Source organism: Pseudoduganella plicata (assembly GCF_004421005.1).
GTDB classification, from domain to species: domain Bacteria; phylum Pseudomonadota; class Gammaproteobacteria; order Burkholderiales; family Burkholderiaceae_D; genus Rugamonas; species Rugamonas plicata.
In genome coordinates this window covers 2885964-2910057 of the sequence record NZ_CP038026.1, presented here as the reverse complement: position 1 = coordinate 2910057, position 24094 = coordinate 2885964, and the positions used below count along the sequence as shown (strand labels likewise).

The 24094-nt window shown below is 64.7% G+C and carries 18 protein-coding genes; 9 read left to right on the top strand and 9 right to left on the bottom strand.

The genetic code is table 11. The annotated features are described in order from the left end of the window. Positions 1-59 precede the first annotated feature (59 nt). Positions 60-2597: a M4 family metallopeptidase gene (locus tag E1742_RS12640; protein WP_134385289.1), complete on the bottom strand. Its 2538-nt coding sequence runs from the start codon at positions 2595-2597 to the stop codon at positions 60-62. 696 nt (positions 2598-3293) lie between these two features. Here E1742_RS12640 and E1742_RS12635 point away from each other — a divergent pair. Then, a complete protein-coding gene (locus E1742_RS12635) occupies positions 3294-3950 on the top strand; it encodes a hypothetical protein (RefSeq protein WP_134385287.1) in 657 nt (218 codons plus the stop codon). Between the two features lie 49 nt (positions 3951-3999). Here the strand turns inward: E1742_RS12635 and E1742_RS12630 are convergent, their stop codons facing one another. The 4 genes from E1742_RS12630 to argH all read right to left on the bottom strand — a co-directional run bounded on the left by E1742_RS12630 (position 4000) and on the right by argH (position 8272). Next, positions 4000-4512 (bottom strand): hypothetical protein, encoded by a 513-nt coding sequence (locus E1742_RS12630; RefSeq protein WP_134385285.1) that lies wholly within the window; start codon positions 4510-4512, stop codon positions 4000-4002. A 3-nt stretch (positions 4513-4515) separates the two neighbouring features. Beyond that, entirely contained in the window at positions 4516-6189 is a 1674-nt protein-coding gene (locus tag E1742_RS12625; protein WP_134385283.1) for a TRAP transporter large permease, read from the bottom strand. A 19-nt stretch (positions 6190-6208) separates the two neighbouring features. Further along, positions 6209-6781, bottom strand: coding sequence for a TRAP transporter small permease subunit (locus E1742_RS12620; protein WP_134388148.1), 573 nt, complete (start codon positions 6779-6781; stop codon positions 6209-6211). A 93-nt stretch (positions 6782-6874) separates the two neighbouring features. Continuing rightward, complete coding sequence (gene argH / locus E1742_RS12615; protein WP_134385281.1) at positions 6875-8272, bottom strand: argininosuccinate lyase; 1398 nt, start codon at positions 8270-8272, stop codon at positions 6875-6877. A 145-nt stretch (positions 8273-8417) separates the two neighbouring features. Here argH and E1742_RS12610 point away from each other — a divergent pair, with 145 nt between their 5' ends. Both E1742_RS12610 and E1742_RS12605 read left to right on the top strand, forming a co-directional pair. Then, on the top strand, positions 8418-8858 hold the full coding sequence (locus tag E1742_RS12610; protein ID WP_134385279.1) for a GNAT family N-acetyltransferase: 441 nt from the start codon (positions 8418-8420) through the stop codon (positions 8856-8858). Positions 8859-9396: 538 nt separating this feature from the next. Further along, positions 9397-10605 carry a cyanophycinase gene (locus tag E1742_RS12605; RefSeq protein WP_371860218.1) on the top strand — a complete coding sequence of 403 codons (1209 nt, stop codon included), beginning with the start codon at positions 9397-9399 and terminating at the stop codon, positions 10603-10605. A 14-nt stretch (positions 10606-10619) separates the two neighbouring features. Here E1742_RS12605 and E1742_RS12600 read toward each other — a convergent pair whose 3' ends face one another. Together E1742_RS12600 and E1742_RS12595 are read right to left on the bottom strand one after the other, a co-directional pair. Next, a complete protein-coding gene (locus tag E1742_RS12600; protein ID WP_134385276.1) occupies positions 10620-11327 on the bottom strand; it encodes an anti-sigma factor in 708 nt (235 codons plus the stop codon). A gap of 2 nt (positions 11328-11329) precedes the next feature. Then, the gene (locus E1742_RS12595) at positions 11330-11914 is read right to left on the bottom strand and encodes a sigma-70 family RNA polymerase sigma factor (protein WP_134385274.1); all 585 of its coding nucleotides are present in this window, start codon (positions 11912-11914) and stop codon (positions 11330-11332) included. Between the two features lie 135 nt (positions 11915-12049). Between E1742_RS12595 and E1742_RS12590 the strand changes: the two genes are divergently transcribed. The 3 genes from E1742_RS12590 to E1742_RS12580 all read left to right on the top strand — a co-directional run bounded on the left by E1742_RS12590 (position 12050) and on the right by E1742_RS12580 (position 15317). After that, complete coding sequence (locus E1742_RS12590) at positions 12050-13462, top strand: IgA Peptidase M64 (RefSeq protein WP_134385272.1); 1413 nt, start codon at positions 12050-12052, stop codon at positions 13460-13462. A gap of 122 nt (positions 13463-13584) precedes the next feature. Next, entirely contained in the window at positions 13585-14070 is a 486-nt protein-coding gene (locus E1742_RS12585) for a hypothetical protein (RefSeq protein WP_134385270.1), read from the top strand. Between the two features lie 185 nt (positions 14071-14255). Continuing rightward, the gene (locus tag E1742_RS12580) at positions 14256-15317 is read left to right on the top strand and encodes a patatin-like phospholipase family protein (RefSeq protein WP_134385268.1); all 1062 of its coding nucleotides are present in this window, start codon (positions 14256-14258) and stop codon (positions 15315-15317) included. Between the two features lie 59 nt (positions 15318-15376). On the opposite strand, the gene parC is transcribed toward E1742_RS12580, so the two are convergent. Together parC and E1742_RS12570 are read right to left on the bottom strand one after the other, a co-directional pair. Beyond that, the gene (gene parC, locus E1742_RS12575; RefSeq protein WP_134385266.1) at positions 15377-17716 is read right to left on the bottom strand and encodes a DNA topoisomerase IV subunit A; all 2340 of its coding nucleotides are present in this window, start codon (positions 17714-17716) and stop codon (positions 15377-15379) included. A 16-nt stretch (positions 17717-17732) separates the two neighbouring features. Then, entirely contained in the window at positions 17733-19730 is a 1998-nt protein-coding gene (locus E1742_RS12570; protein ID WP_134385264.1) for a DNA topoisomerase IV subunit B, read from the bottom strand. Positions 19731-20110: 380 nt separating this feature from the next. Here E1742_RS12570 and E1742_RS12565 point away from each other — a divergent pair, with 380 nt between their 5' ends. Genes E1742_RS12565 through kdpB form a run of 3 tightly spaced genes read left to right on the top strand, consistent with a single transcriptional unit; the run spans position 20111 to position 24088 of the window. Next, positions 20111-20212: a potassium-transporting ATPase subunit F gene (locus E1742_RS12565; protein WP_134385262.1), complete on the top strand. Its 102-nt coding sequence runs from the start codon at positions 20111-20113 to the stop codon at positions 20210-20212. Further along, positions 20209-22032, top strand: coding sequence for a potassium-transporting ATPase subunit KdpA (kdpA, locus tag E1742_RS12560; protein ID WP_134385260.1), 1824 nt, complete (start codon positions 20209-20211; stop codon positions 22030-22032). The genes E1742_RS12565 and kdpA overlap by 4 nt, the downstream gene beginning before the upstream one ends. A 10-nt stretch (positions 22033-22042) precedes the next feature. Beyond that, positions 22043-24088 (top strand): potassium-transporting ATPase subunit KdpB, encoded by a 2046-nt coding sequence (kdpB, locus tag E1742_RS12555; protein ID WP_134385258.1) that lies wholly within the window; start codon positions 22043-22045, stop codon positions 24086-24088. Positions 24089-24094 lie beyond the last annotated feature (6 nt).

The following is a 24094-nucleotide window of genomic DNA, read 5'->3' as shown; positions in this document are numbered from 1 at the left end:
GGCCAAAGCGCAGGCAGGGCCGGGAACGGCACCTGCCTGCGCCTGGCGCTACGAGTCGATCACCTGGTGACGAGGCTGACCTTGTCGATCACGAACGACGTCTGTGCCGATGTGTCTTCCGTCATCGCGAACGACAGCGTCACGGTCTGGCCCTTGAAGCCCAGCAGGCTGAAATTACGAACCTGGTAACCCGCGGCCGCGTTGGCGTTCGAGTACGTTGCCAGCGTCGTGGTCGTTCCCGAGCTGCCCTTGGCAGTGACAACCAGCTTGTCGTACACGGTGGTGCCCGATTCGGCCGTGTCGATATGCAGGGCGAACGACAGATCCGCCGCCGTTGCCGTCGACGGGATGGTGACCGACTGCGTCAGCGTTTCGGTTGCCGTCGCACCGTTGCCGCCCAGGTAGGCGAAGCGGGTGCCTTCGTATGCCGTCTGGCCCGAGAACGAGCCGATCGCGCCAGTGGTGCCGGACCAGCCGGTGGTGCCCGACTCGAAGCCGCCGTTGGTGACGCGCTCCGCGCTGCCGCCGCCGGTGCTGCTGACGGTCAAGGTTGCATTGCCGGAGGTGACGGTGACGGGCGTGGACGACGAATCGGTCACGGTGGCCTTGATCACGGCGCCGTTGTCCGTGGACTGGGCGGTGAACGAGTAGGTTGCTGCCGTGGCGCCGCTGACCTGCGTGCCGTTCTTGAACCACTTGTAGCTGTATGGCGAGGTGCCGCCGCTCGCGCTTACACTGAAGCTCGCGGTGGCACCAGGTGCCACGGTGATCGAAGCGGGCTGCGTGGCGATCGAGACACCCGTGCCGCCGCCCGATTCAGGCACGTCGGTACCGACGTTGATCGCCGCATAGGCACGCTTGACGGCCGTCGCTTCCTTCGAGCCCACGCCGTAAAGTTCCTCGGCCGCCTGCAGCACCTTGTTGCGAGCGTCGGCGTAGTTGGTCGACGACGTGAACTTGGTGGTGTTGGCCTTGAACCAGATGCGGAACGCCTTGTCCGTGCCGATCCCCGTCATGTTCTTCGGGCTCTGGGTCAGGTACTGGCTGTAGTAGTCGCTGGTGGTCGTGGCGCTCGAGCCGTTGGCCAGGAAGTAGAACATGCGGTTGTTCGGACCGCTGCTGTAGTGCACGTCGATGTTCTTGATCGTGCTGCTCCACGCGTTCGGGCTCGAGCCGTCCTTGCTTGGCTTGTACATGTAGCGCAGCGGCGTGCCGGTCTTGCTGATTTCCGCGCCCATCACCCAATCATTGCCGGTCGAAGGAATCGTCGTGCCGGTGCCGCCTGCGCGGGCATAGGCTTCGGTAGCTTCGCCCTGGATGTCCGAGTTCGATTCGTTCAGGCCACCCGATTCGCCGGAGTAGACCAGGTTGGACGTGGCATCGGTGACGCCGTGGCCCATTTCGTGGCCGATCACGTCGATCGAACCCAGGTTCTTGAAGCTGCTGCCGTCGCCGATGTACATGCACTTGCAGCTTGGGTCGAAGAAGGCGTTGTCGTAGTTGTTGTCGACGTGGACGGCGATGTAGGTTGCCGTGTTGTTGCCGTCCAGGCTGCGCCAGCCGACCACGTTCTTCATCGTGTCGTACGTGTTCATCAGGCCCCACAGCGCGTTGACCGCGGCGGTCTGGCCGTTGGCGTTGGTGGTGCTGCCGCCGGGGATGTACTGCTGGCCGTCACCCCAGGTGTTCGTGCTGTTGGTATAGATGCTGCCTGGGTTCGGCGCGTTGGCCGAGCTGTGGTTGGCGTTGGTGATGGCCATGCCGCCGTATTTGCCGCCCGTGCCGCGGCTCGTGTCCAGCATCTGGTAGGTGCTGCCCGACAGCGTCGTGTTGATCGGCACCGTGCCGTTGTACTGGCTCTTGCCCTGGCCGATGACGGTCTGCAGCGCATCCCATTCGGCGATCACGGCGCCCGTCTTGGCGTTGACGATGCTGTCGCGGTACACCAGCTTGCTGCCGTTGGCCATGCGCGTCTTGACCAGATAGGCCAGTTCATAGCGGTCGACCACGTCTTCCAGGTCCAGCGCGTTCAGTGCGAATTCCGCCTTGTTGGCGGCAGCGGCCGTGCGCACCGTCTTCATGACAGGGTAGATCAGCAGTTCCGCTTCCGGCTTCCAGCGGTGCACGCCGACCGGTGCCACGCGCTTGACGACGCTGTTGATGACTTCTTCCGGCGTGACGGCGGCCGTCACGTCCGGCATGCCCTGGCCGGCGGCCACGGCGGCGCGCGAGCTGGAGAGGCCCTGGCGGCGGTTCGACGCGGATTCGCTGAGGATCTCACCGCTGTCATCGCTGACGATGACGGAGTCGGAGCCGAAGATGCGCAGGCCCTTGAACGTGTGCTGGGCGCGCGTGATGCGCGTGCCGGCTTCACCCGGGTGCTGCACGGTGATCTTGTAGCCATGCTCGTCGTCCAGGCCTGCGGCGGCGCGACGTGCGGCCATGCGGTTCTCCAGGTTGGCTTTGGCGGTGGCGTTCATGGGCTCGACCGGGGCGGCCATCAGGCTCTCGGGCAGAACACCACGGGTCTGGGCGTCGGCATGCAGAGCGGGGAGTGCGGCGATAGCCGCAGCGATGATGCTCAAGCGAAGGTTCATCTTTTCTCCAAAAATCGGTAATGGGGAGGGGGGCAGGACCGCGGCGGACTCCGGGTCAGCGGCACAGTATTCCGTCCGTCTTCGCCGTGTCAAAAAACTCACAAAATGAGTCGTGTTACCGAATTTTGTTAAGAATGGGACATCATCCACCACAGGGGCGACGGCGCAACTATCGTTTCGACGTGTTTTGTGGCGTGCGGTTGGCTGTCGGCTGTCGGCTCGCCGCAACGTAATCGTTTCCATTTTCGATTTTCGGCGCGCATGCAACAGTTACGTTGTGTGATGGTTGCAATATTTGAATCCCGCGCCGTACACTACAGTGGCACCGAACGGCCACGTATGCCCGACGGGCTTACAAATACAGCGCAGCTGGGAAAGGGGAACGGATGCGAAACCCGTTGCCGCCGCCGCATCCGCTTGCGGCGCGCCGTGCCAGCAGGTTTTCGGATCCCATCACGCGCTGAGGCAAACTTCAGGGACGCAATCATGACCAAGGTATCAGGCCTTCTCGCTCGTATTCACTTCGCCCTTCATCGACCGGGCGCCACCGCGCCACCTACATAGGCAGCATCCTTTTCGCGTCCGGCGCTTGCGTCCGGCGTGTATTTGCAATTCGGACGCCAGTTCTCCGCTGCCCGCGGCGGAGCGGCGCATTACCTGTCCACCCAGAAAGGATGCCCTTGCGGGCAAGCTGCCATGCAGTCCATAGCTACCAAAGTAGAACGTATCGTCATGGATTCGCCGTTCCTCAGCGAGGGATTACGGCGAGGTCTGATCAACCTGTCGGAACTGGCGCGGCAATTGCAGCCGCAGCTGGAGAACGATTTATGGAAACCCGTCGGCCAGGCTGCCGTGGTGATGGCGCTGCGACGCGTGTCCGAGCGCCTGCCGGAGCAGGGCGCCAGCGATATCGTGCTGGCGCAGAAGACCGGCCAGCTGACGGCGCGCACGGACCTCGTCGAACTGACGTACCGCCAGTCCGAATGCACCGACGAATGCCACCGCCAGCTGCTGGCCCAGGCAGGACGCCGCAGCGACCTGTTCCTGACCGTGACGCGCGGTGTCAACGAGATCATGGTGATCTGCAGCCGCCTGCTGATCCCGCTGGTCGAGGAAGTGTTCTCCGGCGAACGCCTGCTGGCGCGGCTGGAAAACCTGAACGCCGTCACGTTGCAGCTGACGGCCGAATCGCACCGCACACCCGGTATCTATCACGCGATCCTGAAGAAGCTGGCGTGGGACAAGGTCAACCTCATCAACCTGATCTCCACACACACCGAGCTGACACTGATCCTCGACAAGGACCAGACGGGGGCCGCGTTCGCGGTGCTGTCCAAGCTGGTCACGCACTGACCGCATTCCCTGACGGCGGCCTGGGCAAATCTTCCCCGGCGGCCGGCTGCTACCGGACGCCGGGGCGGTCAAGTTCTTCGATCAGGTGGCGTTCAAGCAGGGCGAAAGGTATGGCAACTTGCCAGGGCTTGTTCTCGTCCGGCAGGAACGCGGCATTGCGCAGCCATTCCGGCCCCCATGTCCGCTCCGTCGATCGCAGCAAGTGCCAGTTCGCCACCGCGCACGCCACTCCATTTACCTCTACGATCGTGAAATGGCCGTGCCAATGGTCCTGGTAATAACGACCGGAGTGTGGCAGCCAGCGGACGAAAACCAGGGCACGTTCGCCATCCGCCAGCGTTTGGTTACCCCAGGTTCCGGGGGCGCCGACAAAGCGAAGGGTGCCGGACGCGTAGGCTTCAGGCCCTTCGAAACGCCGCGAGTAGACCCTTTCTACGGTGCCCAGATACTGCTGCTGTCCTTGTGCCGTGATCGTCATCAAAACTGCATCGTACCGGGTGGCCTTGTCGTGCAATAGCGCGACCCAGTCCTGCGGCCCGCTTTCTTGTGTAGGGTTAGTCATCGGCTATTTCTTCTTCTCTTCCTCGTCGGTCGAGAAGTTCAGCTGCGGCGCCTCGCCGTCTTTCGTCTCGTCCTGCGCACCCTCGGCTGGCGAGCCGTAATCGGCCGGCGCGTCGATCTGCAGTTCGATCTGCTCCGTCATGTCCGTTTTCGCGCTGACCGATACCAGGTTGGGGAAGGCGATGATGAGCGCCACCATGATCACCTGGATGCAGACGAACGGGATCGCGCCCCAGTAGATGTCCGCGGTTTTCACTTCCTTCGGCGCTACGGAGCGCAGGTAGAACAGCGCGAAGCCGAACGGCGGGTGCATGAACGACGTCTGCATGTTCACGCCCAGCAGCACGCCGAACCAGATCAGGTCGATCCCCAGCTTTTCCGCTACCGGCCCCACCAGCGGCACGAGGATGAAGGCCAGCTCGAAGAAGTCGAGGAAGAACGCCAGCCCGAAGAACAGGATGTTGACGACGATAAGGAAGCCCGTCGCGCCACCTGGCAGGCTTGATAGCAGGTGTTCGACCCACAGGTCGCCGTTGACGCCACGGAAGACCAGCGCGAACACGGTGGAGCCGATCAGGATGAAGATGACGAAGCACGACAGCCGCGTCGTCGACATCATCGCCTGCGACAGCAGGCCCCAGTTCAGCCGGCGGTTCATCATGGCCAGCAGGATGGCGCCGAGGGCGCCCATGCCGCCGCCTTCCGTCGGCGTGGCCAGGCCGATGAAGATCGTCCCCAGCACGAGGAAGATCAGCGCCAGCGGCGGAATCAGCACGAACACCACCTTCTCGGCCATTTTCGACAACAGGCCCAGTTTCAGGTAGCGGTTGGCGGCGGCGAAAACGAAAGCGCCGACGATGCCCAACGCGGCCGAAAAGATGCCCACTTCGTCGGCATGCGCAGCTGGGTGGGTTGCCTCGTAATAGTGAGCGAAGCCGTACGAGGCCGCCACGGCCGCGACCACCAATACCAGCAGCGAACGCACGCCCGTGTCGCCATTGGGCTCCTTCAGGTTGCGTGCATGTTCCGGCAGCGCCGGCGCATGGTGCGGCTTGAAGATCGACACGGCCAGCACGTAGCCGGCATACATGGCGGTGAGCAGCAGGCCCGGTACGAAAGCGGCCTTGTACATGTCACCGACCGAGCGGCCCAGCTGGTCGGCCATCACGATCAGCACCAGCGAGGGCGGAATGATCTGCGCCAGCGTGCCGGAAGCGGCGATGACGCCCGACGCGAGGCGCTTGTCGTAGCCATAGCGCAGCATGACGGGCAGCGAGATCAGGCCCATCGAAATGACGGAGGCGGCGACGACGCCGGTGGTCGCCGCCAGCAGCGCGCCGACAAAAATGACGGCGTACGCTACGCCGCCGCGGATCGGTCCGAACAGCTGGCCGATCGTGTCGAGCAGGTCCTCGGCCATGCCCGAGCGCTCCAGGATCAGCCCCATGAAGGTAAAGAACGGAATGGCCAGCAGCGTGTCGTTGGCCATGATGCCGAAGATGCGGTTTGGCAGGGCCTGCAGCAGCTCGGGCTTCAGGAGGCCCAGTTCGATGCCGACGAGGCCGAACAGCAGCCCGTTCGCCGCCAGTGCGAAGGCGACGGGAAAGCCGGACAGCAGGAAGATGACGAGCGCCCCGAACATGATGGGCGCCATGTTGGCGATGATGAAGGCTTCCATTATGGTGGCTGTCCCCGGCTCAGTTGATCTGGTTGGCTGCTTTGATCGCCGCGATTTCTTCCGCGGGCGTGGTCGCATGCTTGCTGAAGGCGCTGGCGTCGAGCCGGCCGCGCAGGTAGGCGATGCGCTTGATGATCTCGGATATACCTTGCAGTATCATCAGCGCGAAACCGATGGGGACGAGGATCTTGGCGGGCCAGACGATCAGGCCGCCGGCATTGCTGGACATCTCGGCGCTTCGCACCGACAGCAGGCCGAACGGGATGCCGTAATACAGGATCACGAGGCAGACCGGCATCAGGAAGAACAGGTAGCCGAACAGGTCGAGCCATACCTGCGTGCGTTTCGTGAAGCGGCCGGTAACGACGTCGATGCGCACGTGTTCGTCGCGCCGCAACGTGTGGGGGGAAGCCAGCATGAATACAGCGGCAAACAGGTACCACTGGATTTCCAGCCAGGCGTTGGAACTCATGTTGAGCGAATAGCGGACCAGCGCATTGCCTGCGCAGATCAGCACCGCCAGCAGCAGTGCCCAGGACACTGCCGCCGCGATTGAATCGTTCAGTTTGTCGATTGCCCGCGAAACTGCCATGAACATCGTTGTCTCCTCGCTTGTGTTCGGACGCTGCGTTGGCGTCCGTATTGCGGTGTTGTGTGATGCGGCGTGACGGTAAGGGGAGGGCGCTTACATGGCGAGCTGGCTCCTGACCCGGGCAATGGCGGCGCGCACCTGGTTCGGCGCCGTGCCGCCGACGTGATCGCGCGCGGCCACCGACCCTTCCAGCGTGAGGACGGCAAACACGTCGTCGCCGATCAGCGGCGAGAATTTCTGCAGCTGGACCAAAGACAGGTCGGCCAGGTCGCAACCGGCATCGACGCAGGTGCGCACGGCATGCGCTACCGCTTCGTGCGCGTCGCGGAACGGCAGTCCCTTCTTGACCAGGTAGTCGGCCAGGTCGGTGGCCGTTGCATAACCCTGCAGCGCGGCGGCGCGCATCGCTTCGGGCTTGACGGTAATGCCGCCGGCCATATCGGCGAAGATGCGTAGCGTGTCGACAACCGTGTCGACGGTGTCGAACAGCGGCTCCTTGTCTTCCTGGTTGTCCTTGTTGTACGCCAGCGGCTGGCCCTTCATCAAGGTCAGGAGGCCCATCAGGTGGCCGTAGACGCGGCCCGTCTTGCCCCGTGCCAGTTCCGGCACGTCCGGGTTTTTCTTCTGCGGCATGATGGACGAGCCCGTGCAGAAGCGGTCGGCGATGTCGATGAAGCCCACTCGTGGGCTCATCCAGATCACCAGCTCTTCCGACATGCGCGACACGTGCGTCATGATCAGCGAGGCGGCGGCCGTGAACTCGATGGCGAAGTCGCGGTCCGAGACGGCGTCCAGCGAGTTGTGGCAGACGTCATCGAAACCCAGCGTGCGCGCCACGCGCTCGCGGTCGATCGGGAACGTGGTGCCGGCCAGTGCGGCGGCGCCCAGCGGCAGGCGGTTGACGCGCTTGCGGCAGTCGGCCATGCGCTCGGCATCGCGGCCGAACATCTCGACGTACGCCAGCATGTGGTGGCCGAACGTGATCGGCTGCGCCACCTGCATGTGCGTGAAGCCCGGCAGGATCGTGTCCGCATGCTTTTCCGCCAGGTCGACCAGCGCGCTGCGCAGCTGCGTGAGGAGGGCGGTAATGTCGTCGATGGCCGAGCGCACGTACAGGCGGATGTCGGTGGCCACCTGGTCGTTACGGGAGCGGCCCGTGTGCAGGCGCTTGCCCGCGTCGCCGGCCAGCTCGGTCAGGCGTTTTTCGATATTCAGGTGGACGTCTTCCAGGTCCAGCAGCCATTCGAACTTGCCGGACTCGATCTCCTGCGCGATCTGCGCCATGCCGGCGCGGATGGCGTCCAGGTCGGCGGCGGGAATGATGCCCTGCGCCGCCAGCATCTCGGCGTGCGCCAGCGAGCCTTCGATGTCGGCCTTGGCCATGCGGTTGTCGAAGAAGACGGAGGCGGTGTAACGCTTGACGAGATCGGAGACGGGTTCGGAGAAGCGGGCCGACCAGGCCTCGCCTTTTTTCGAGAGTTGTTCAGTCATGATGGGCAGGTTCCAGTAATTTACCGATTATAAACAACGTTTGCCGCCCGGCGGCCTTTTGCTGGCCTGCGGCCTGTCACGATGCTATTGTTGTATTTTTGTTGACGAAAGCGATCATGCAGGACTCGGCACAGGAGTATTCGCGATGACTGGCCCATTCGAAGTCGATACCGACAGGGACCGGCTCGATGTCGGCATGATCCACTGCTTCCTCGGCGAGGAATCGACGTGGGCGCAGGGCATGCCGCGCGGCGTGCTGCAGCGCGCGATCGACGGTTCGCTGTGCTTCGGCGTGTACGATGCCGGTGGCGCCCAGGTGGCCTTCGCGCGCGTCATTACCGACTACTCCACGTTTGCCTACCTGCTCGATGTCTTCGTGCTGCCGGCCCATCGCGGCCAGGGCCACAGCACGCGCCTGATGGATGCGGTGATGGCGCATCCCGGCTTGCAGACGGTGCGCCGCTTCATGCTGACGACGACGACGGCATCGGACCTGTACGCGCGCTACGGCTTCGCACCGACGCCGTTCGCCGACGCGCTGATGGAGCGCTACCTCCCCGATCTCTACCGCACCATGGCAGAATAACACCGCATGGCAGCGGTGCAGCGTAGCTGCCTGCCATCTTTTCGGCCCCATGCCGGGGCGTTGCGGGATAAGCACGCGCGCCCTGGTTGAGTTTTCAGACGGACGTGCGTAAAGTGAAAACACTGTCATTTCTGGCATGGCGGCCGTCGTACCTGTCGCGTCGTCAGGGGCGGAACAGACAATGGCCCGACCGGCGTACAACCGATCAAGGCATCAATGTCGACGGCGACCAGCGTGTCGGAACAGCGCCAACCTGCGCGGCATCGGCACGTCGTCCACACTCGTACTGTTGAACGGGCGCCGGATGGCGAACTTTGCCTCCCTCGCGGAAGGTCGCAGGTTCCCTGACCGCAGATAACGGGCGCTTCGGTCCTGCCGGGGCGTTCGGACGCCGCGGCGCGTTACAAGACTAGGAGGATGCATGGAGAAGGTGTCGTTCAGATCGTGGCGGTCGCCGGTACATGCGGGCAGGCATGCACTCGCAACAATCCAGGTTGGCATCCTCGCTGGAATTGTGCTGTTGGGACAAGGGCCTGCCTTGGCCCAGGAACCCGACATCCTGAAGCCGCCGACGGAGGCACCTGCCGCCGAGAAGCCGCTGCCTGCCGCGAAAGGCTCGCTCGTCATCATCGGCGGCGGCCTGCGCGGCGATAACGCGGACGTCTGGCAGAAAATCGTCAACCTCGCCGGCGGCAAGGGCGCCCGTATCGCGGTCTTTCCGGCCGCGTCCGGCACGCCGGAGCGGGCTGCCGAGATCATCATCGGCTATCTGAAGAAATACGGCGCGGACGCCTTTGCCGTGCCCGTCGCCGTACGCCTGGCCGGCAGCGACTACCGCAAGGCGGCCGACGACGCGGCGCTGGCGGAAAAGATCCGCAAATCCGGCGGCGTGTATTTCGCCGGCGGCGACCAGAGCCGCATCACCAAGGCGCTGGTGCGCGAGGACGGCACCCGCACGGCGGCGCTGGAAGCGGTCTGGGACCTGTACCGGCGCGGCGGTGTCGTGGCCGGGACCAGCGCCGGCGCCGCCATCATGAGCAGCACCATGTTCCACAACCCGCGCGCCATCCTGCCGATGCTGCGCAACGGGATCACGGACGGCCAGGAGATCGCGCCCGGTCTCGGCTTCATCGGCGACGACGTGTTCGTCGACCAGCACCTGCTGGTACGAGGCCGCTTCGCGCGCATGATTCCAGCCATGCTGACCAAGAACTACAAGCTGGGACTGGGCATCGACGAAGACAGCGCGCTGGTCATCAACGCCCAGCGCGAGGTCGAGGTCATCGGCTACAGCGGTGGCCTCCTGATCGACACGTCGCAGGCGGTATGGGACAAGTCCAGGCCGGACTTCAATGTCAGCAACGTGCGCATCAGCTACCTGGACCGGGGCGACCGCTTCAACATCATCACGCAAAGCTTCACGCCGGCGCCGGACAAGGCGGGAGGCCGGATCGAAGCGGGCCGTACGGCGCTGCGCGGCCCCGTCTACAGCAACGACATCCTTGGCAACTATGCGGTCGTCCAGCTGATGGAACGGCTGATCGACAGCGACCAGGAGGAGGCCATCGGTGTCGCCAGCGGCAATCCGCGCAGCACGACACCGGAGGTGGGGTTCGAGTTCCGCTTCTCGAAGACGCCGGAAAGCGTGGGCTACATCTCCGGCATCGCCGAAGCGTATTCCGTGCTGAACATCCGTCTGGATATCCGCCCCATCGATATTCCGCGGCCACTGTACAAGTACCGCTGACGTGGCGCGGTGCGTTACTGCAGCCGCACCCAGCCGCCGCGGTACAGCACCGGGCCGGTGGGCACGTTGGGATTGGGCGAGCCTCCCTTGGGCTCGACGCTGACGGCCAGCAGCGCAACATCGCTGCCGAGGGCCCGGTCATTGACGGGCAGCTGGGCGCTGCCCCTGTCGTCCAGGATGCCCAGCGAGCGGGGTGTACCCTGCTGCGTGATGGCCCACAGCTGCAAGGTGCGCTCGTCCGGGACCAGGGTGTCGCCCAGCAGCCTTACGGCGATCACGCCGTTGCGGTGATCCGCCGTAGCGAGCAGCGCGGCCTGCGCGCGCTCGTTCATCAGCGCCGCTACCGTGTCGACCTGCTGCGCCGGCCGCTGCATCGCCAGCACGATGGCCAGCGCCGCGGTGGCCGCCGTGCCGGTCAGGCCCAGCGTGCGCCACCATTGCAGCGGGTCGCGGTGCCACAGCTGCCAGCGCTTCGGCGACGGTGCCAGGTGCAGGCGTGCTTCGATGTCGCGCCATACGCTGGCCCGCGGCGCCCGCGGCGGGCTCAGTTCCGCCAGCGGTTCCAGGCGGGCGCGCCATTCCTGGACGAGCCGGCGCAAGGCCGCATCGTCATGCAGCCAGCTTTCGAAGCGCCGCCGCGCCCCGCCTTTCAGCGTGCCCAGGACGTACTCGGCAGCCAGCCGGTCGCGCAGTTCCGGGTTGCTGCGTATGGCGGCGCGCATGCTCACGCCGCCTCCCGCGCCAGGCACGTTTTCAAAGTCGCCAGGCCGCGCCGGATCCAGGTCCGGGTGGTGCCGATAGGGAGCGCCAGCTGGCGCGCCACCTCTGCATGGGATATGTCGTGAAAGTAGGCCAGCGCGATTGCCTGGCGCTGGGTCTTTTCCAGCGTCGCCAGACAGAACGCCAGCGTCCGGGCTTCACCGCTGGTGCGCGCTGCCAGCGCCGGGTCCAGTGCCTTGTCCTCCAGGCCGTTCAGGATGTCGGCTTCGAACTGCGCGACGTCGACGTCGGGCCTGGCATCGAGCCGGCGCAGGATGTCGAACGCCTTGTCGCGCACGACCGTCGTCATCCACGACATCGGTGCTGCCCCGCTGGCCTCATAACGGCCGGCGGCATGCCAGATCGCGACAAAGGCATCCTGCAACGCTTCTTCGGCCAGCTCATGCCGGGGCAGGATGCGCAGCGCGAAGCCGAACAGCCTTGGCGACGTGGCCAGGTACAGAGCCTGGAACGCCTGTGCATCCTTGCGGGCCGCACCCAGCAGCCAGGTGCGCAGTTGTTCGGGGTCGTTGGGATGGGCGTAGGGCACGGCGCGTGGTTTGAATGGGCGTAATGAAAGGGTATCGTGCTTCTGCGTCCCCGGCAAGCCGCTGCTGTACCGTGGGCGGGACAGCGGCATACAATAGCCGCCATCCGCGCCCTAGCGTGACATCCAGGAGACACCATGCGTTTTATCCGTAGTCTGGCCACTGCCTTCCTGGCAGCCATTGCCGCTTCCGCCGGCGCCGCGCAGCCGGCCACCGTGCGGGTCGATTATCTGCACAGCGGCAATGCGCTGGCCGAAACCTACGCGCTGGAACGGGTCGTCATCGAGCCGTTGCCGTGGCCGGGCGCGATGGACCGCACCATCGACGACACGGACCGCGGCATCAACCGGGTCGAGGTGGTGGATGCGAAGACGGGACAGCTGCTGTATTCGCGCGGGTTTTCGACGATCTTCGGCGAATGGCGCAGCACGGAGGAGGCGGCAAAGGCCAGCCGTGCGTTCGGCGAGTCGGTGCGGTTTCCGAAGCCGGACCGCCCCGTCAAGGTACGCATCCTGAAACGCGACGAGCGCAACGCCTTTTCCATCGTCTGGAGCGCCGATATCGACACCGATGCGCTGGACGTCGTGCGCAAGCAGCCGCCGGCGCCGGCGCGGCCCATCCCGATCCGCGTTGCCGGGCCGTCGCCGCAGAAGGTCGATCTGCTGATCCTGGGCGATGGCTACACGCGCGCCGAGATGAAGAAATTCGAGCAGTCGGCCAAACGTCTGGCCGACTATCTGTTCACCGTTTCGCCATTTCGCGAGCGTGCGGCGGACTTCAATGTCTGGGCGCTGGCGGTGCCGACGCAGGAGTCGGGCGTAAGCCGGCCGTCGACAGGTACGCACCACGCGTCCGCGCTGAACACGCGCTACGACATCTTCGGCAGCGAGCGTTACGTGCTGACGACGGATAACCGCGCGCTGCGCGACATCGCCCAGCACGCGCCCTACGAGTTCATCGAGATCCTGGTCAACAACGATACCTACGGCGGCGGCGGCATCTACGGCCAGTTCAGCACTGCAGCGGCCAACAACGACTGGGCCAATTACCTGTTCGTGCATGAATTCGGCCATCACTTCGCCGGCCTGGCGGACGAGTATTACACGTCGCCGGTGGCATACCAGTCGAGCGGCGAGCGCATGGAGCCGTGGGAGCCGAACGTGACGGCGCTGCGCGACCCGGCCAACATCAAATGGCGGCGCCACGTGACCCCCGGTACGCCGTTGCCGACGCCATGGCCGAAGGCCGAGTACGAGGCGCACTCGCGCGAGTATCAGAAGGTACGCGCGCAGCTGCGCAAGGACAACCGCCCCGAGAGCGAAATGAACCGGCTGTTCCGCGACGACCTGGCATGGACCAATGCGCTGTTCTCGAAGGCGCCGCATGGCAAGGCCATTGGGGCGTTCGAAGGCGCCAACTATGAAGCGACGGGTTGTTACCGTTCGCAGCAGCAGTGTCTGATGTTCGACCGCAGCGAAGCGTTCTGCGCCGTCTGCGCTGAAGCGATCGGCCAGACCATCGACCTGTATTCGCGTCCGCGAAGCAATTAAAGTAAGAAAGGCAACAAAATGTTTCAATGTACGGTAGCGCACGGTTGATGGCGCCTGGAAAGTTTATTCTGATCACGTGACAAGAAGAAAACAACGCAAACCACATTGAAAGGTGCCAAATCATGAATAAACTGCTCGCAACCCTGATCGCCGGTGTTATCGCTACTGCTGCTCACGCGCAGACCAACACCGCGCCAGTGAACCAGAACGTCGCCGAGGCACAGGCTGACGCACAAAAAGATATCGCCAAGGCCCAGAACAAGGAAGCCAAGAAAGTTCAGGACGTCAACGAGGACGTAGCGAAGGCCCAGCACAAGGCTGACCAGAAGAAAGCCAAGGCTGCTCACAAGGCCGACAAGGAATACGTCAAAGCCAACGAGAAGGTGGCAGACGCCGATCCGGAAGACAAGCTGAAAGCGCAAGCCAAGGCCGACAAGAAAGTTGCGGGCGCCGAAGCGAAAGCCGCCAAGGAAAATGCCAAGGCAAACGCCAAGGTCTCGAAAGAGCTGGCTGAAGCCGACAAGGAAAAAGCACTGGCCGCCGCCAAGACCGACGAAGCTGTCGCCAAGGCCAACGCCGATGTGAAGAAAGAAGCAGCCAAGCACTAACCTGCCGCGCTGACTGAAAGCCGCCGTCCCGCCATGCGCGGGCGGCGGCTTTTGTTGTTTTTGGCGACACCCATCTGCCCTGTGCAAGAGGGAGGTGCGCGTCGCCAACTGGCAGTTGATACAAGTCAATATCGAGGAAATGCCATCGAGCAATCTAACGCTTCCTTTACTGTGATGGAGCGGCAATGAAAAAGTCGATGGGGTTGATTCTGCAAGGCGGCGGTGCGTTGGGGGCGTTTGAATTCGGTGCGGTGGCGGCATTGCTGGAGGATGGCTGGCATCCGACCGCGGTGACGGGCGTGTCGATCGGCGCCATCAATGCGGCGTCGATCGCCGGTGCGAAAGGGGGCGATATCACCGCCAGCCTGAACGGCATATGGGAGGCGATCACGCTGCCCACCCTGCCTTGGCTGCCGGCCAACAAGCAGAGCGACCTTTCCCTGCTGGGCAATCCGAACTTCTGGCAGTCACGCTTGGACGTGTGGAATATGCGGAACTGGAACAGCTACTGCACGACCGGCCCGATGCTGCAGACCCTGGCATCGCACCTGGACTTCGGCCAGCTGAACGATCCGCAGCACATCCGCATCGGCGTGACGGCGACCAGCCTGTACACGGGCGGCCTGACGACCTTCTCGAACCACACCGGGGAAGGCGCGCATCCGGATGGCGGCCATCACAAGTCCGTGCGCGCGCAACTGACGCCATCGCACATTGTCGCCAGCGGCAGCCTGCCGCCGGGCTTCCCTGCCACCCGCATTGACGGCACCGATTATTGGGACGGCGGCCTGTTCAGCAACACGCCCATCGACGCGCTCCTGAACCTGCTGGAGCCTGACGAGATCGACTCGTTGCCGATTTTCGTTGTCGACCTGTTCCCGACGGACGGCCAGTCGTCGCCGGCCAACCTGCGCGAAGTGCAGACGCGCGCCTTGGCGCTGCAATACCAGAACCGCTTCTGGACCGAGTACGGCGGCAGTGCGGGGCTGGACGGCTTCCTGGCCATGCTCGACAAGCTGGAATCGGTCACGGCAGGGACGCCGGTGGAAGGCACGCCCGCATTCGAATGGCTGATGCGCCGGCGTGCGCTGAAAAACCTGCACGTGATCGCCAGCGGACCGGCCGCGGAGGGCGGCGACCACGATTTTTCGGAAGCCGGCATCCGCGCCCGCTATCAGGCCGGACGCGCCGCCGCGCAGCGCTACCTGGCGCGGATGACGCCACGGCGGACGCTGCGCGCGGCATAAAAAAAGTACTGTGTGGCGCGTCGCGCCACACAGTGCTCCTCCTCAGATACTCACCCGTATCAGCTGTTCGGCACCAACCCGGTCGGCTTGATCCGCGTCGGCATCGCCTTGCCCTTGCGGGCGCGCTTGCCGAAGTGCTCCTGCAGCAGGCCAGGTCCCATGCGCTCTTCCTTCGCCTTCTGCGCATTGCCGATACCTTGCACCGTGACGCCTTTCTGCGTGATCGCGTGCGCGGCCACCAGCTTTTCCTTCGGCTCCAGTTCGATGAGCGTGACACCGCGGCCGCCGTTGGTCAGCACCTTCATTTCGTCCATGCCGAACACCAGCAGGCGGGCCTTTTCGGAAATGACGGCAATCGCGCTGGCATCCGGTGCGACGATTGTCGGCGCCAGCGGCTTCGCGCCATCGTCCAGAGTGATGAACGACTTGCCGCCCTTCAGGCGGCTGACCATGTCGCCCGCCTTGGCGATGAAGCCGAAGCCCGCGTCGGATGCCAGCAGCAGCTGCGTGGCAGCCGGCCCGGCAAAGTAGTGCAGCAGACGTGCGCCGCCCGACAGGTCAAGGAGCGTCGTGATCGGCACGCCGTCGCCGCGCGCGTTGGGTAACGCGGCCACCGGCACGGAATACACCTTGCCGTTGTCGCCGAACCCCAGCAGCGTATCGACGGTGCGGCATTCGATCGCATCGTGCAGCGCATCGCCGGCCTTGAACGTGAACTGGGCGCGGTCGTGGCCGATGCCGGTACGGGCGCGTACCCAGCCCTTTTGCGAAATGATGACGGTCACGGGTTCGTCGACGATCTTCTGTTCGACCACGGCGCGCTGCGCTTCCTCGATGACCGTGCGGCGCGCGTCGCCGAACGTCTTCGCATCCGCTTCGATTTCACGGATGATCAGGCGCTTCATCGACGACGGGTTGTCCAGCAGGTCCTGCAAACCCTGTTTTTCCTTGCGCAGTTCGGCCAGCTCCTGCTGGATCTTGATCGCTTCCAGGCGTGCCAGCTGGCGCAGGCGGATTTCCAGGATGTCCTCGGCCTGCCGGTCCGACAGGTTGAAGCGGGCGATCAGTGCGGCCTTCGGCTCATCCGAATTGCGGATGATGTGAATGACCTCGTCGATGTTAAGCAGGATCGTCTCGCGCCCTTCCAGGATATGGATGCGGTCATCGACTTTACTCAGGCGGAACTGCGTGCGGCGCGTGACCGTGGCGAAGCGGAACGTGATCCACTCGGACAGGATGTCGTACAGGCCCTTCTGGCGCGGCCGGCCATCGCCGCCGATCATGACGAGGTTCATCGGCGCCGAGGTTTCCAGCGACGTGTGCGCTAGCAGCATCAGCATGAATTCGTTCTGGTCCTGGTTCTTCGACTTCGGCTCGAACACGAGGCGCACGGGCGCGTTGCGGCCCGATTCGTCGCGGATCGTGTCGAGCGCGCCCAGCACCATGGCCTTCAGTGCCAGCTGGTCCGGCGACAGCGCCTTCTTGCCCAGCTTGACCTTCGGGTTGGTCAGCTCTTCGATCTCTTCCAGCACTTTCTGCGACGAGGTGCCTGGCGGCAGTTCGTACACGACGGCCTGCCACTGGCCACGCGCGAGTTCCTCGATCTTCCAGCGCGCGCGCACCTTCATGCTGCCGCGGCCGGACGCGTACATGTCCGCCACCTGCGCCGCGGGGGTGATCAGCTGGCCGCCGCCCGGATAGTCGGGGCCGGGTACGATGGCCATCAGCTCCGCATGCGTCAGCTTCGGGTTGCGGATCAGCGCCACGGCCGCATCGGCCACCTCGCGCAGGTTGTGCGACGGGATCTCGGTGGCGAGACCGACAGCGATACCGGATGCGCCGTTGAGCAGCACCATCGGCAGGCGCGCCGGCAGCAGCGCCGGTTCTTCCGTCGAGCCGTCGTAGTTCGGAATGAAGTCCACCGTGCCCTGGCCGATTTCGTCCAGCAGCAGGCGGGCGATCGGCGTCAGGCGCGCTTCCGTGTAACGCATCGCCGCGGCGCCGTCGCCATCGCGCGAGCCGAAGTTGCCCTGGCCGTCGATCAGCGGGTAGCGCAGCGAGAAGTCCTGCGCCATGCGCACCAGCGCGTCGTACACCGACTGGTCGCCGTGCGGGTGCAATTTACCCAGCACGTCGCCGACGACGGTGGCCGACTTGCGCGGCTTCGCCGCCGCGTTCAGTCCCAGCTCGTTCATCGAGTACAGGATGCGCCGCTGCACGGGCTTCTGGCCGTCGCACACGTCGGGCAGGGCGCGGCCTTTCACGACGGAGATGGCGTAATCGAGGTAGGCGCGTTCGGCAAACGTGGACAGGGTCAGCGTTTCGACGCCGTCGCCGCCATTGCCGCCGCTGCTGTTATTCGGCTGCGGCTCGTCAAAGAGATTTGCTTGTTGAGTCATGTGAGTACGTGTTCCGTTAAATGTCCGCTTCGACTTCGTTGCCGTGTTCTTCGATCCATGCACGGCGGGCGGCGGCTTCGCCTTTGCCCATCAGCATATTGAAGCGGGCGGCCGCTTCCGTGTGCTGGAAGTCGCCCAGCGCCACGGGCAGCAGGCGGCGCGTGTCCGGGTTCATCGTCGTTTCCCACAGCTGCTCGGCGTTCATCTCGCCCAGGCCCTTGAAGCGGGAGATCGACCAGCTGCCGTCCTTCAGGCCGTCCTTGCGCAGCTTGTCCTCGATGGCGGTCAGTTCGCCGTCGTCCAGCGCGTACAGCTTCTGGATCGGCTTCTTGCCGCGCGCCGGCGCATCGACGCGGTACAGCGGCGGACGGGCGATGCAGATGTTGCCGTTCTGGATCAGCGCCGGGAAATGGCGGAAGAACAGCGTCAGCAGCAGCACCTGGATGTGCGAGCCGTCCACGTCCGCGTCGGACAGGATGCAGATTTTCCCGTAACGCAGGCCCGACAGGTCCGGGGTATCGGTCGCGCTGTGCGGATCGACGCCAATGGCCACGGCGATATCGTGGATTTCGTTGTTGGCGAACAGGCGGTCGCGGTCCGTCTCCCACGAATTGAGCACCTTGCCGCGCAGCGGCAGGATGGCCTGGAATTCCTTGTCGCGGCCCATCTTGGCCGAGCCGCCCGCCGAATCGCCCTCGACGAGGAAGATTTCCGTGCGCGATACGTCGGACGATTCGCAGTCCGTCAGCTTGCCCGGCAGGACGGCAACGCCGGACGATTTCTTCTTCTCGACCTTCTGGGCCGAGCGCAGGCGCGACTGCGCCTGCTTGATGACGAGTTCGGCCAGCTTCTTGCCCCAGTCGATGTGCTGGTTCAGCCACAGCTCCAGCGCCGGCTTCGAGTACGTGGCGACCAGACGCACGGCGTCGCGCGAGTTCAGGCGCTCCTTGATCTGGCCCTGGAACTGCGGATCGAGCACCTTGGCCGAGAGCACGAAGGAGGCGCGCGCAAACACGTCCTCGGGTAACAGCTTGACGCCTTTCGGCAGCAGCGAGTGCAGCTCGACGAAATTCTTCATCGCGCCGAACAGGCCTTCGCGCAGGCCCGATTCGTGCGTGCCGCCGTTCGGGGTGGGGATCAGGTTGACGTAGGATTCGCGGATGATCGCGCCTTCCTCCGTCCACGCCACCACCCACGACGCGCCTTCGCCTTCGGCAAAGCCTTCCGCGTCCGGGCCGGCGAACTGCTCGCCTTCGAACAGCGGCACGACCGTTTCGCCATTGCCCGTCTGCGCCAGCGCTTCCGTCAGGTAGCCGCGCAGGCCGTCGTTGTATTGCCATGTCTGCGAGTCGCCGGTTTTTTCATTCTTCAGCGTAACGGTGACGCCCGGCAGCAGCACCGCCTTGGAACGCAGCAGGCGTTGCAGCTCGACCTGCGAGATCAGCGGCGAATCGAAATACTTCGCGGCCGGCCAGGCGGTCACGCGCGTGCCGGACTTCTTGCCGTCCTTCGGCGCTGGCGTTGAGGTCAGGGGTTCGACCAGGTCGCCGTTCTCGAAGGCGAGGGCGTGGAAGCCGTTGCCCTTGTCGTCCTTGCGCCAGACGGAGATTTCCAGGCGCTTCGACAGCGCGTTGGTGACGGAAACGCCCACGCCGTGCAGGCCGCCGGAGAACGCATACGCGCCGCCCGAGCCCTTGTCGAACTTGCCGCCCGCGTGCAGCCGGGTGAAGACGATTTCCACCGTCGGCACGTTTTCTTCCGGGTGCAGGCCGACGGGAATGCCGCGGCCGTCGTCTTCGACCGTGATGCTGCCGTCCGCATTCTGCGTGACGACGATGTTCTTGCAATGGCCGCCCAACGCCTCGTCCGAGGCGTTGTCGATCACTTCCTGGATGATGTGCAGCGGGTTTTCCGTGCGGGTGTACATGCCCGGGCGCTGCTTGACGGGCTCCAGTCCTTTCAGGACGCGGATCGATGATTCGCTGTAATCGGAAACAGGTTTTTTAGTGGCCATACTATAAATATTGCAATTCTTGAATGGGGGCCTCGTGGCCGGATGCCTGCGCATTCTATCCGCAACTGCGGACCGGGAAGGAATCCCGGCGCCACCTCGCTGCCGAAAATGCGACGCTGGCACTGCAGGGCAAGCCTGCTATTGTCGCCAAATACTGTACAAACATCCAGTCTTTTTCGTTTTTATACCTTGTTTACAGCAGCGCTTCAACTCTTTACCCCGTTTTTAGGGGCTCGTCGATAACCTGCCAGGATCGAAACAGACCTGGAAAGGAACCCGATGGACATCCTGCTGGATATCGCCTATATCGCCTTGATCGGCGCCTTCGCGGCGCTGGTGCTTGGCCTCGCCGCCGGCTGCGGCAAGCTGGAGGGCCGGCCATGAGCGGCGCTCATCTGCCCGTTTACCTGGCCGGCGCGCTGGTCGCCGCGGCGCTGCTGGTGTATCTGCTGTTTGCATTGCTGAAGGCGGAGGACTTATGACCGCCCAGGCATCGCTGTCGTTGCTGCCGCTGCTGACCGTGTTTCTGCTCGCGCTGCTGGTGCTGGCCTGGCCGCTGGGCGCGTTGGTGGCCATGGTAGGAGAGGGCGCAGCGCCCATCCGCGGCCTGGCATGGCTGCACCGCGCCGAACGGGCGCTGTACCGCGTGGCCGGCGTGGACACGGGCAAGGATACCGGCTGGCGCTCGTATGCCATCGCGCTGGTGCTGTTCAATACCCTGGGAACGCTGTTCGTCTACGGAGTCCAGCGCCTGCAGGGCGTACTGCCGCTCAATCCGCAGGGACTGGCCGCCGTCAGTCCGGATTCGTCTTTCAACACGGCCGTCAGCTTTGTCGCCAATACCAACTGGCAGGGCTACGCCGGCGAGCAGACGATGAGCTACCTGACCCAGATGGTCGCGCTGGCGGGCCAGAACTTCTTCTCGGCGGCGACCGGCATGGCCGTCGTGTTTGCGCTGATCCGCGGGTTCGCCGCGCGCTCGGGCAAATCGATCGGTAATTTCTGGGTGGACGTGACGCGCTCCACGCTGTATGTGCTGCTGCCGCTGTCGCTGCTGTTTGCCGTCTTCCTGGTCGGCCAGGGGGTGATCCAGAACTTCGCCGGCTATAAAGACGTGGCGCTGGTTGACCCGGTGGCCTACTCGGTACCCAAGGCGGGCGCCGACGGCAACCCGCTGCAGGACAGCACCGGCGAGCCGGTCATGGAGCAGCGCACCGCCCGCACGCAAACGCTGCCGATGGGGCCCGTCGCTTCGCAGGAAGCCATCAAGCTGCTGGGCACCAACGGCGGCGGCTTCTTCAACGCCAATTCCGCCCACCCTTACGAGAACCCGACGGCGCTGTCGAACTTCGCCCAGATGATCGCGATCTTCCTGATTCCGACGGCACTGTGCTTCGCGTTTGGCCGGATGGTCGGCGACAGCCGGCAGGGCTGGGCCGTGCTGTCCGCGATGACGATCGTGTTCGTGCTTGCCACCTTGTTCCTGGTCGGCGCCGAGCAGCAGGCCCACCCCGGGCTGAGCGCGCTTGGCGTCGATCAGGCGGCCGGCGCGCTGCAGTCCGGCGGCAATATGGAAGGCAAGGAAACCCGCTTCGGCATCGCCGCATCGAGCCTGTTTGCCGCTGTCACGACCGCGGCCTCCTGCGGCGCCGTCAACGCGATGCACGATTCGCTGATGCCGCTGGGTGGAGCCATGCCGCTGCTGCTGATGCAGTTCGGCGAAGTCATTTTCGGCGGCGTCGGCACGGGCCTGTACGGCATGCTGGTGTTTGCGATGCTGGCCGTGTTCATTGCCGGCCTGATGATCGGCCGTACGCCGGAATACCTGGGCAAGAAGATCCAGGCCTACGAAATGAAGATGATGTCGCTGGCGATCCTGGCCACACCCGTGCTGGTACTGACGGGAACGGCGATTGCCGTGACGGCGCCGGCCGGCGTCGCCGGCATCGCCAACCCGGGCGCGCACGGCTTCTCCGAGGTGCTGTATGCCTTCACGTCGGCGGCCAACAACAACGGCAGTGCGTTCGCCGGCCTGTCCGCCAACACGCCGTTCTACAACGTCATGCTGGCGATCGCGATGTGGTTTGGCCGCTTCGCCGTCATCGTGCCGGTGCTGGCGATTGCCGGTTCGCTGGCGCGCAAACAGCGGCTGCCCGCCAGCGGCGGCACGATGCCGACCCATGGACCGCTGTTCGTCGTGCTGCTGATCGGCGTCGTGGTGCTGGTCGGCGTCCTGAACTACGTGCCGGCGCTGGCCCTGGGCCCCGTCATCGAGCACGTGCAACTTTTCACTGACAGATAAGAGGATCACCATGTCACGCAACTCGCTGACACTTTTCGACGGCCAGCTGATCGGCCCTGCGCTGCTGGGCGCCGTGCGCAAGCTGGACCCGCGCGTGCAGCTGCGCAGCCCCGTCATGTTTGTCGTCTATGTCGGCAGCATCGTCACGACGCTGCTGGCGCTGCAGACGGGCAGCGGCTTCGTTGCCGCCATCACGATCTGGCTGTGGTTTACCGTGTTGTTCGCGAACTTCGCGGAAGCGCTGGCGGAAGGGCGCAGCAAGGCGCAGGCCGAATCGCTGCGCGCACTCAAGACCCAGGTGACGGCCAAGAAGCTGGCGACGCCGCGCCACGGCACCACCTGGCTGCCCGTGCCGGCGACGGACCTGCGCAAGGGCATGACCGTGCTGGTCGAAGCGGGCGATGTGGTGCCCGCCGACGGTGAAGTCGTCGAAGGGGTGGCCTCCGTGGATGAAAGCGCGATCACGGGCGAATCCGCGCCCGTGATCCGTGAGTCCGGCGGCGACTTCTCGGCCGTCACCGGCGGCACCCGCGTGCTGTCGGACTGGCTGGTGGTGCGCATCACCGTCAATCCGGGCGAAGCGTTCATCGACCGCATGATCGCCATGGTCGAAGGCGCCAGCCGCAAGAAGACGCCCAACGAGATCGCGCTGACGATCCTGCTGGTGGCGCTGACCATCGTATTTTTGGTCGTTACCGTGACGCTGCTACCGTTTTCGCTGTTTTCCGTCCAGGCGGCCGGCAGCGGCCAGCCGGTGACGGTCGCGGTGCTGATCGCGCTGCTGGTGTGCCTGATCCCGACGACGATCGGCGGCCTGCTGTCGGCCATCGGCGTGGCCGGCATGAGCCGCATGATGGGCGCGAACGTCATTGCCACGTCCGGCCGCGCCGTCGAGGCGGCGGGCGACGTCGACGTCCTGCTGCTCGACAAGACCGGCACGATCACGCACGGTAACCGCCAGGCTGCGACGTTCCTGCCGGCGCCCGGCGTCAGCGAGGAAAAGCTGGCGCAGGCGGCCCGGCTGGCGTCGCTGGCGGACGAGACGCCGGAAGGGCGCAGTATCGTCGTGCTGGCGCGCCAGCGCTTCGATCTGCACGAAAGCAGCACCGCGGTCGAGGACATCGCGTTTGTCGAATTCACGGCGCAAACCCGGATGAGCGGCGCGGACATCGGCGCGCGCCGCATCCGCAAGGGCGCTGCGGACACCATCTGCCGCTATGTCGAGGACCTGGGCTACCGCTATCCGGCCGACGTGGCCCGTAGCGTGGACGACGTCGCCCGGCGCGGCAGCACTCCGCTGGTGGTCGTCGACGAAGGCAAGGTCATGGGCGTCGTCGAACTGAAGGATATCGTCAAGACGGGCATCAAGGAGCGCTTCGCCGAGCTGCGCAGGATGGGCATCAAGACCGTCATGATCACCGGCGACAACAAGCTCACGGCTTCCGCCATCGCCGCCGAGGCCGGCGTGGACGATTTTCTCGCCGAAGCCACGCCGGAGGACAAGCTCAGGCTGATCCGCAGCTACCAGGGCGAAGGCCGGCTGGTGGCGATGACGGGCGACGGCACCAACGACGCGCCCGCGCTGGCCCAGGCCGACGTCGCCGTGGCGATGAACAGTGGCACCCAGGCGGCCAAGGAGGCAGGCAATATGGTCGACCTGGATTCGAATCCGACCAAGCTGCTGGAAATCGTCGAAATCGGCAAGCAGATGCTGATGACGCGCGGCTCGCTGACGACGTTCTCGATCGCCAACGACGTCGCCAAGTATTTCGCCATCATCCCGGCCGCGTTCGTGGGCACGTATCCGCAGCTGAAAAGCCTGGACGTGATGCACCTCGCCAGTCCGGATTCGGCCATCATGTCGGCCGTCATCTTCAATGCGCTGATCATCGTGTTCCTGATTCCGCTGGCACTGAAAGGCGTGCGCTACCGGGCCATCGGCGCCAGTGCGCTGTTGCGCCGCAACCTGCTGGTGTACGGCCTGGGCGGCCTGCTGCTGCCGTTTGCCGGCATCAAACTGATCGACATGTGCCTTGTCGCCCTCCGCTTCGCCTGAAAGGAT

What these genes read in the sequence shown, in the direction of transcription:
- E1742_RS12625 (WP_134385283.1), bottom strand. Translation starts at nt 6,189, where the DNA reads ATGGAAGCCTTCATCATCGCCAACATGGCGCCCATCATGTTCGGGGCG.
- kdpA (WP_134385260.1), top strand. Translation starts at nt 20,209, where the DNA reads ATGACCGCCCAGGCATCGCTGTCGTTGCTGCCGCTGCTGACCGTGTTT.
- E1742_RS12630 (WP_134385285.1), bottom strand. Translation starts at nt 4,512, where the DNA reads ATGACTAACCCTACACAAGAAAGCGGGCCGCAGGACTGGGTCGCGCTA.
- E1742_RS12635 (WP_134385287.1), top strand. Translation starts at nt 3,294, where the DNA reads ATGCAGTCCATAGCTACCAAAGTAGAACGTATCGTCATGGATTCGCCG.
- E1742_RS12565 (WP_134385262.1), top strand. Translation starts at nt 20,111, where the DNA reads ATGAGCGGCGCTCATCTGCCCGTTTACCTGGCCGGCGCGCTGGTCGCC.
- E1742_RS12600 (WP_134385276.1), bottom strand. Translation starts at nt 11,327, where the DNA reads ATGCGCGCCGCCATACGCAGCAACCCGGAACTGCGCGACCGGCTGGCT.
- parC (WP_134385266.1), bottom strand. Translation starts at nt 17,716, where the DNA reads ATGACTCAACAAGCAAATCTCTTTGACGAGCCGCAGCCGAATAACAGC.
- E1742_RS12585 (WP_134385270.1), top strand. Translation starts at nt 13,585, where the DNA reads ATGAATAAACTGCTCGCAACCCTGATCGCCGGTGTTATCGCTACTGCT.
- E1742_RS12610 (WP_134385279.1), top strand. Translation starts at nt 8,418, where the DNA reads ATGACTGGCCCATTCGAAGTCGATACCGACAGGGACCGGCTCGATGTC.
- E1742_RS12620 (WP_134388148.1), bottom strand. Translation starts at nt 6,781, where the DNA reads ATGGCAGTTTCGCGGGCAATCGACAAACTGAACGATTCAATCGCGGCG.
- E1742_RS12580 (WP_134385268.1), top strand. Translation starts at nt 14,256, where the DNA reads ATGAAAAAGTCGATGGGGTTGATTCTGCAAGGCGGCGGTGCGTTGGGG.
- E1742_RS12590 (WP_134385272.1), top strand. Translation starts at nt 12,050, where the DNA reads ATGCGTTTTATCCGTAGTCTGGCCACTGCCTTCCTGGCAGCCATTGCC.
- E1742_RS12640 (WP_134385289.1), bottom strand. Translation starts at nt 2,597, where the DNA reads ATGAACCTTCGCTTGAGCATCATCGCTGCGGCTATCGCCGCACTCCCC.
- E1742_RS12570 (WP_134385264.1), bottom strand. Translation starts at nt 19,730, where the DNA reads ATGGCCACTAAAAAACCTGTTTCCGATTACAGCGAATCATCGATCCGC.
- kdpB (WP_134385258.1), top strand. Translation starts at nt 22,043, where the DNA reads ATGTCACGCAACTCGCTGACACTTTTCGACGGCCAGCTGATCGGCCCT.
- argH (WP_134385281.1), bottom strand. Translation starts at nt 8,272, where the DNA reads ATGACTGAACAACTCTCGAAAAAAGGCGAGGCCTGGTCGGCCCGCTTC.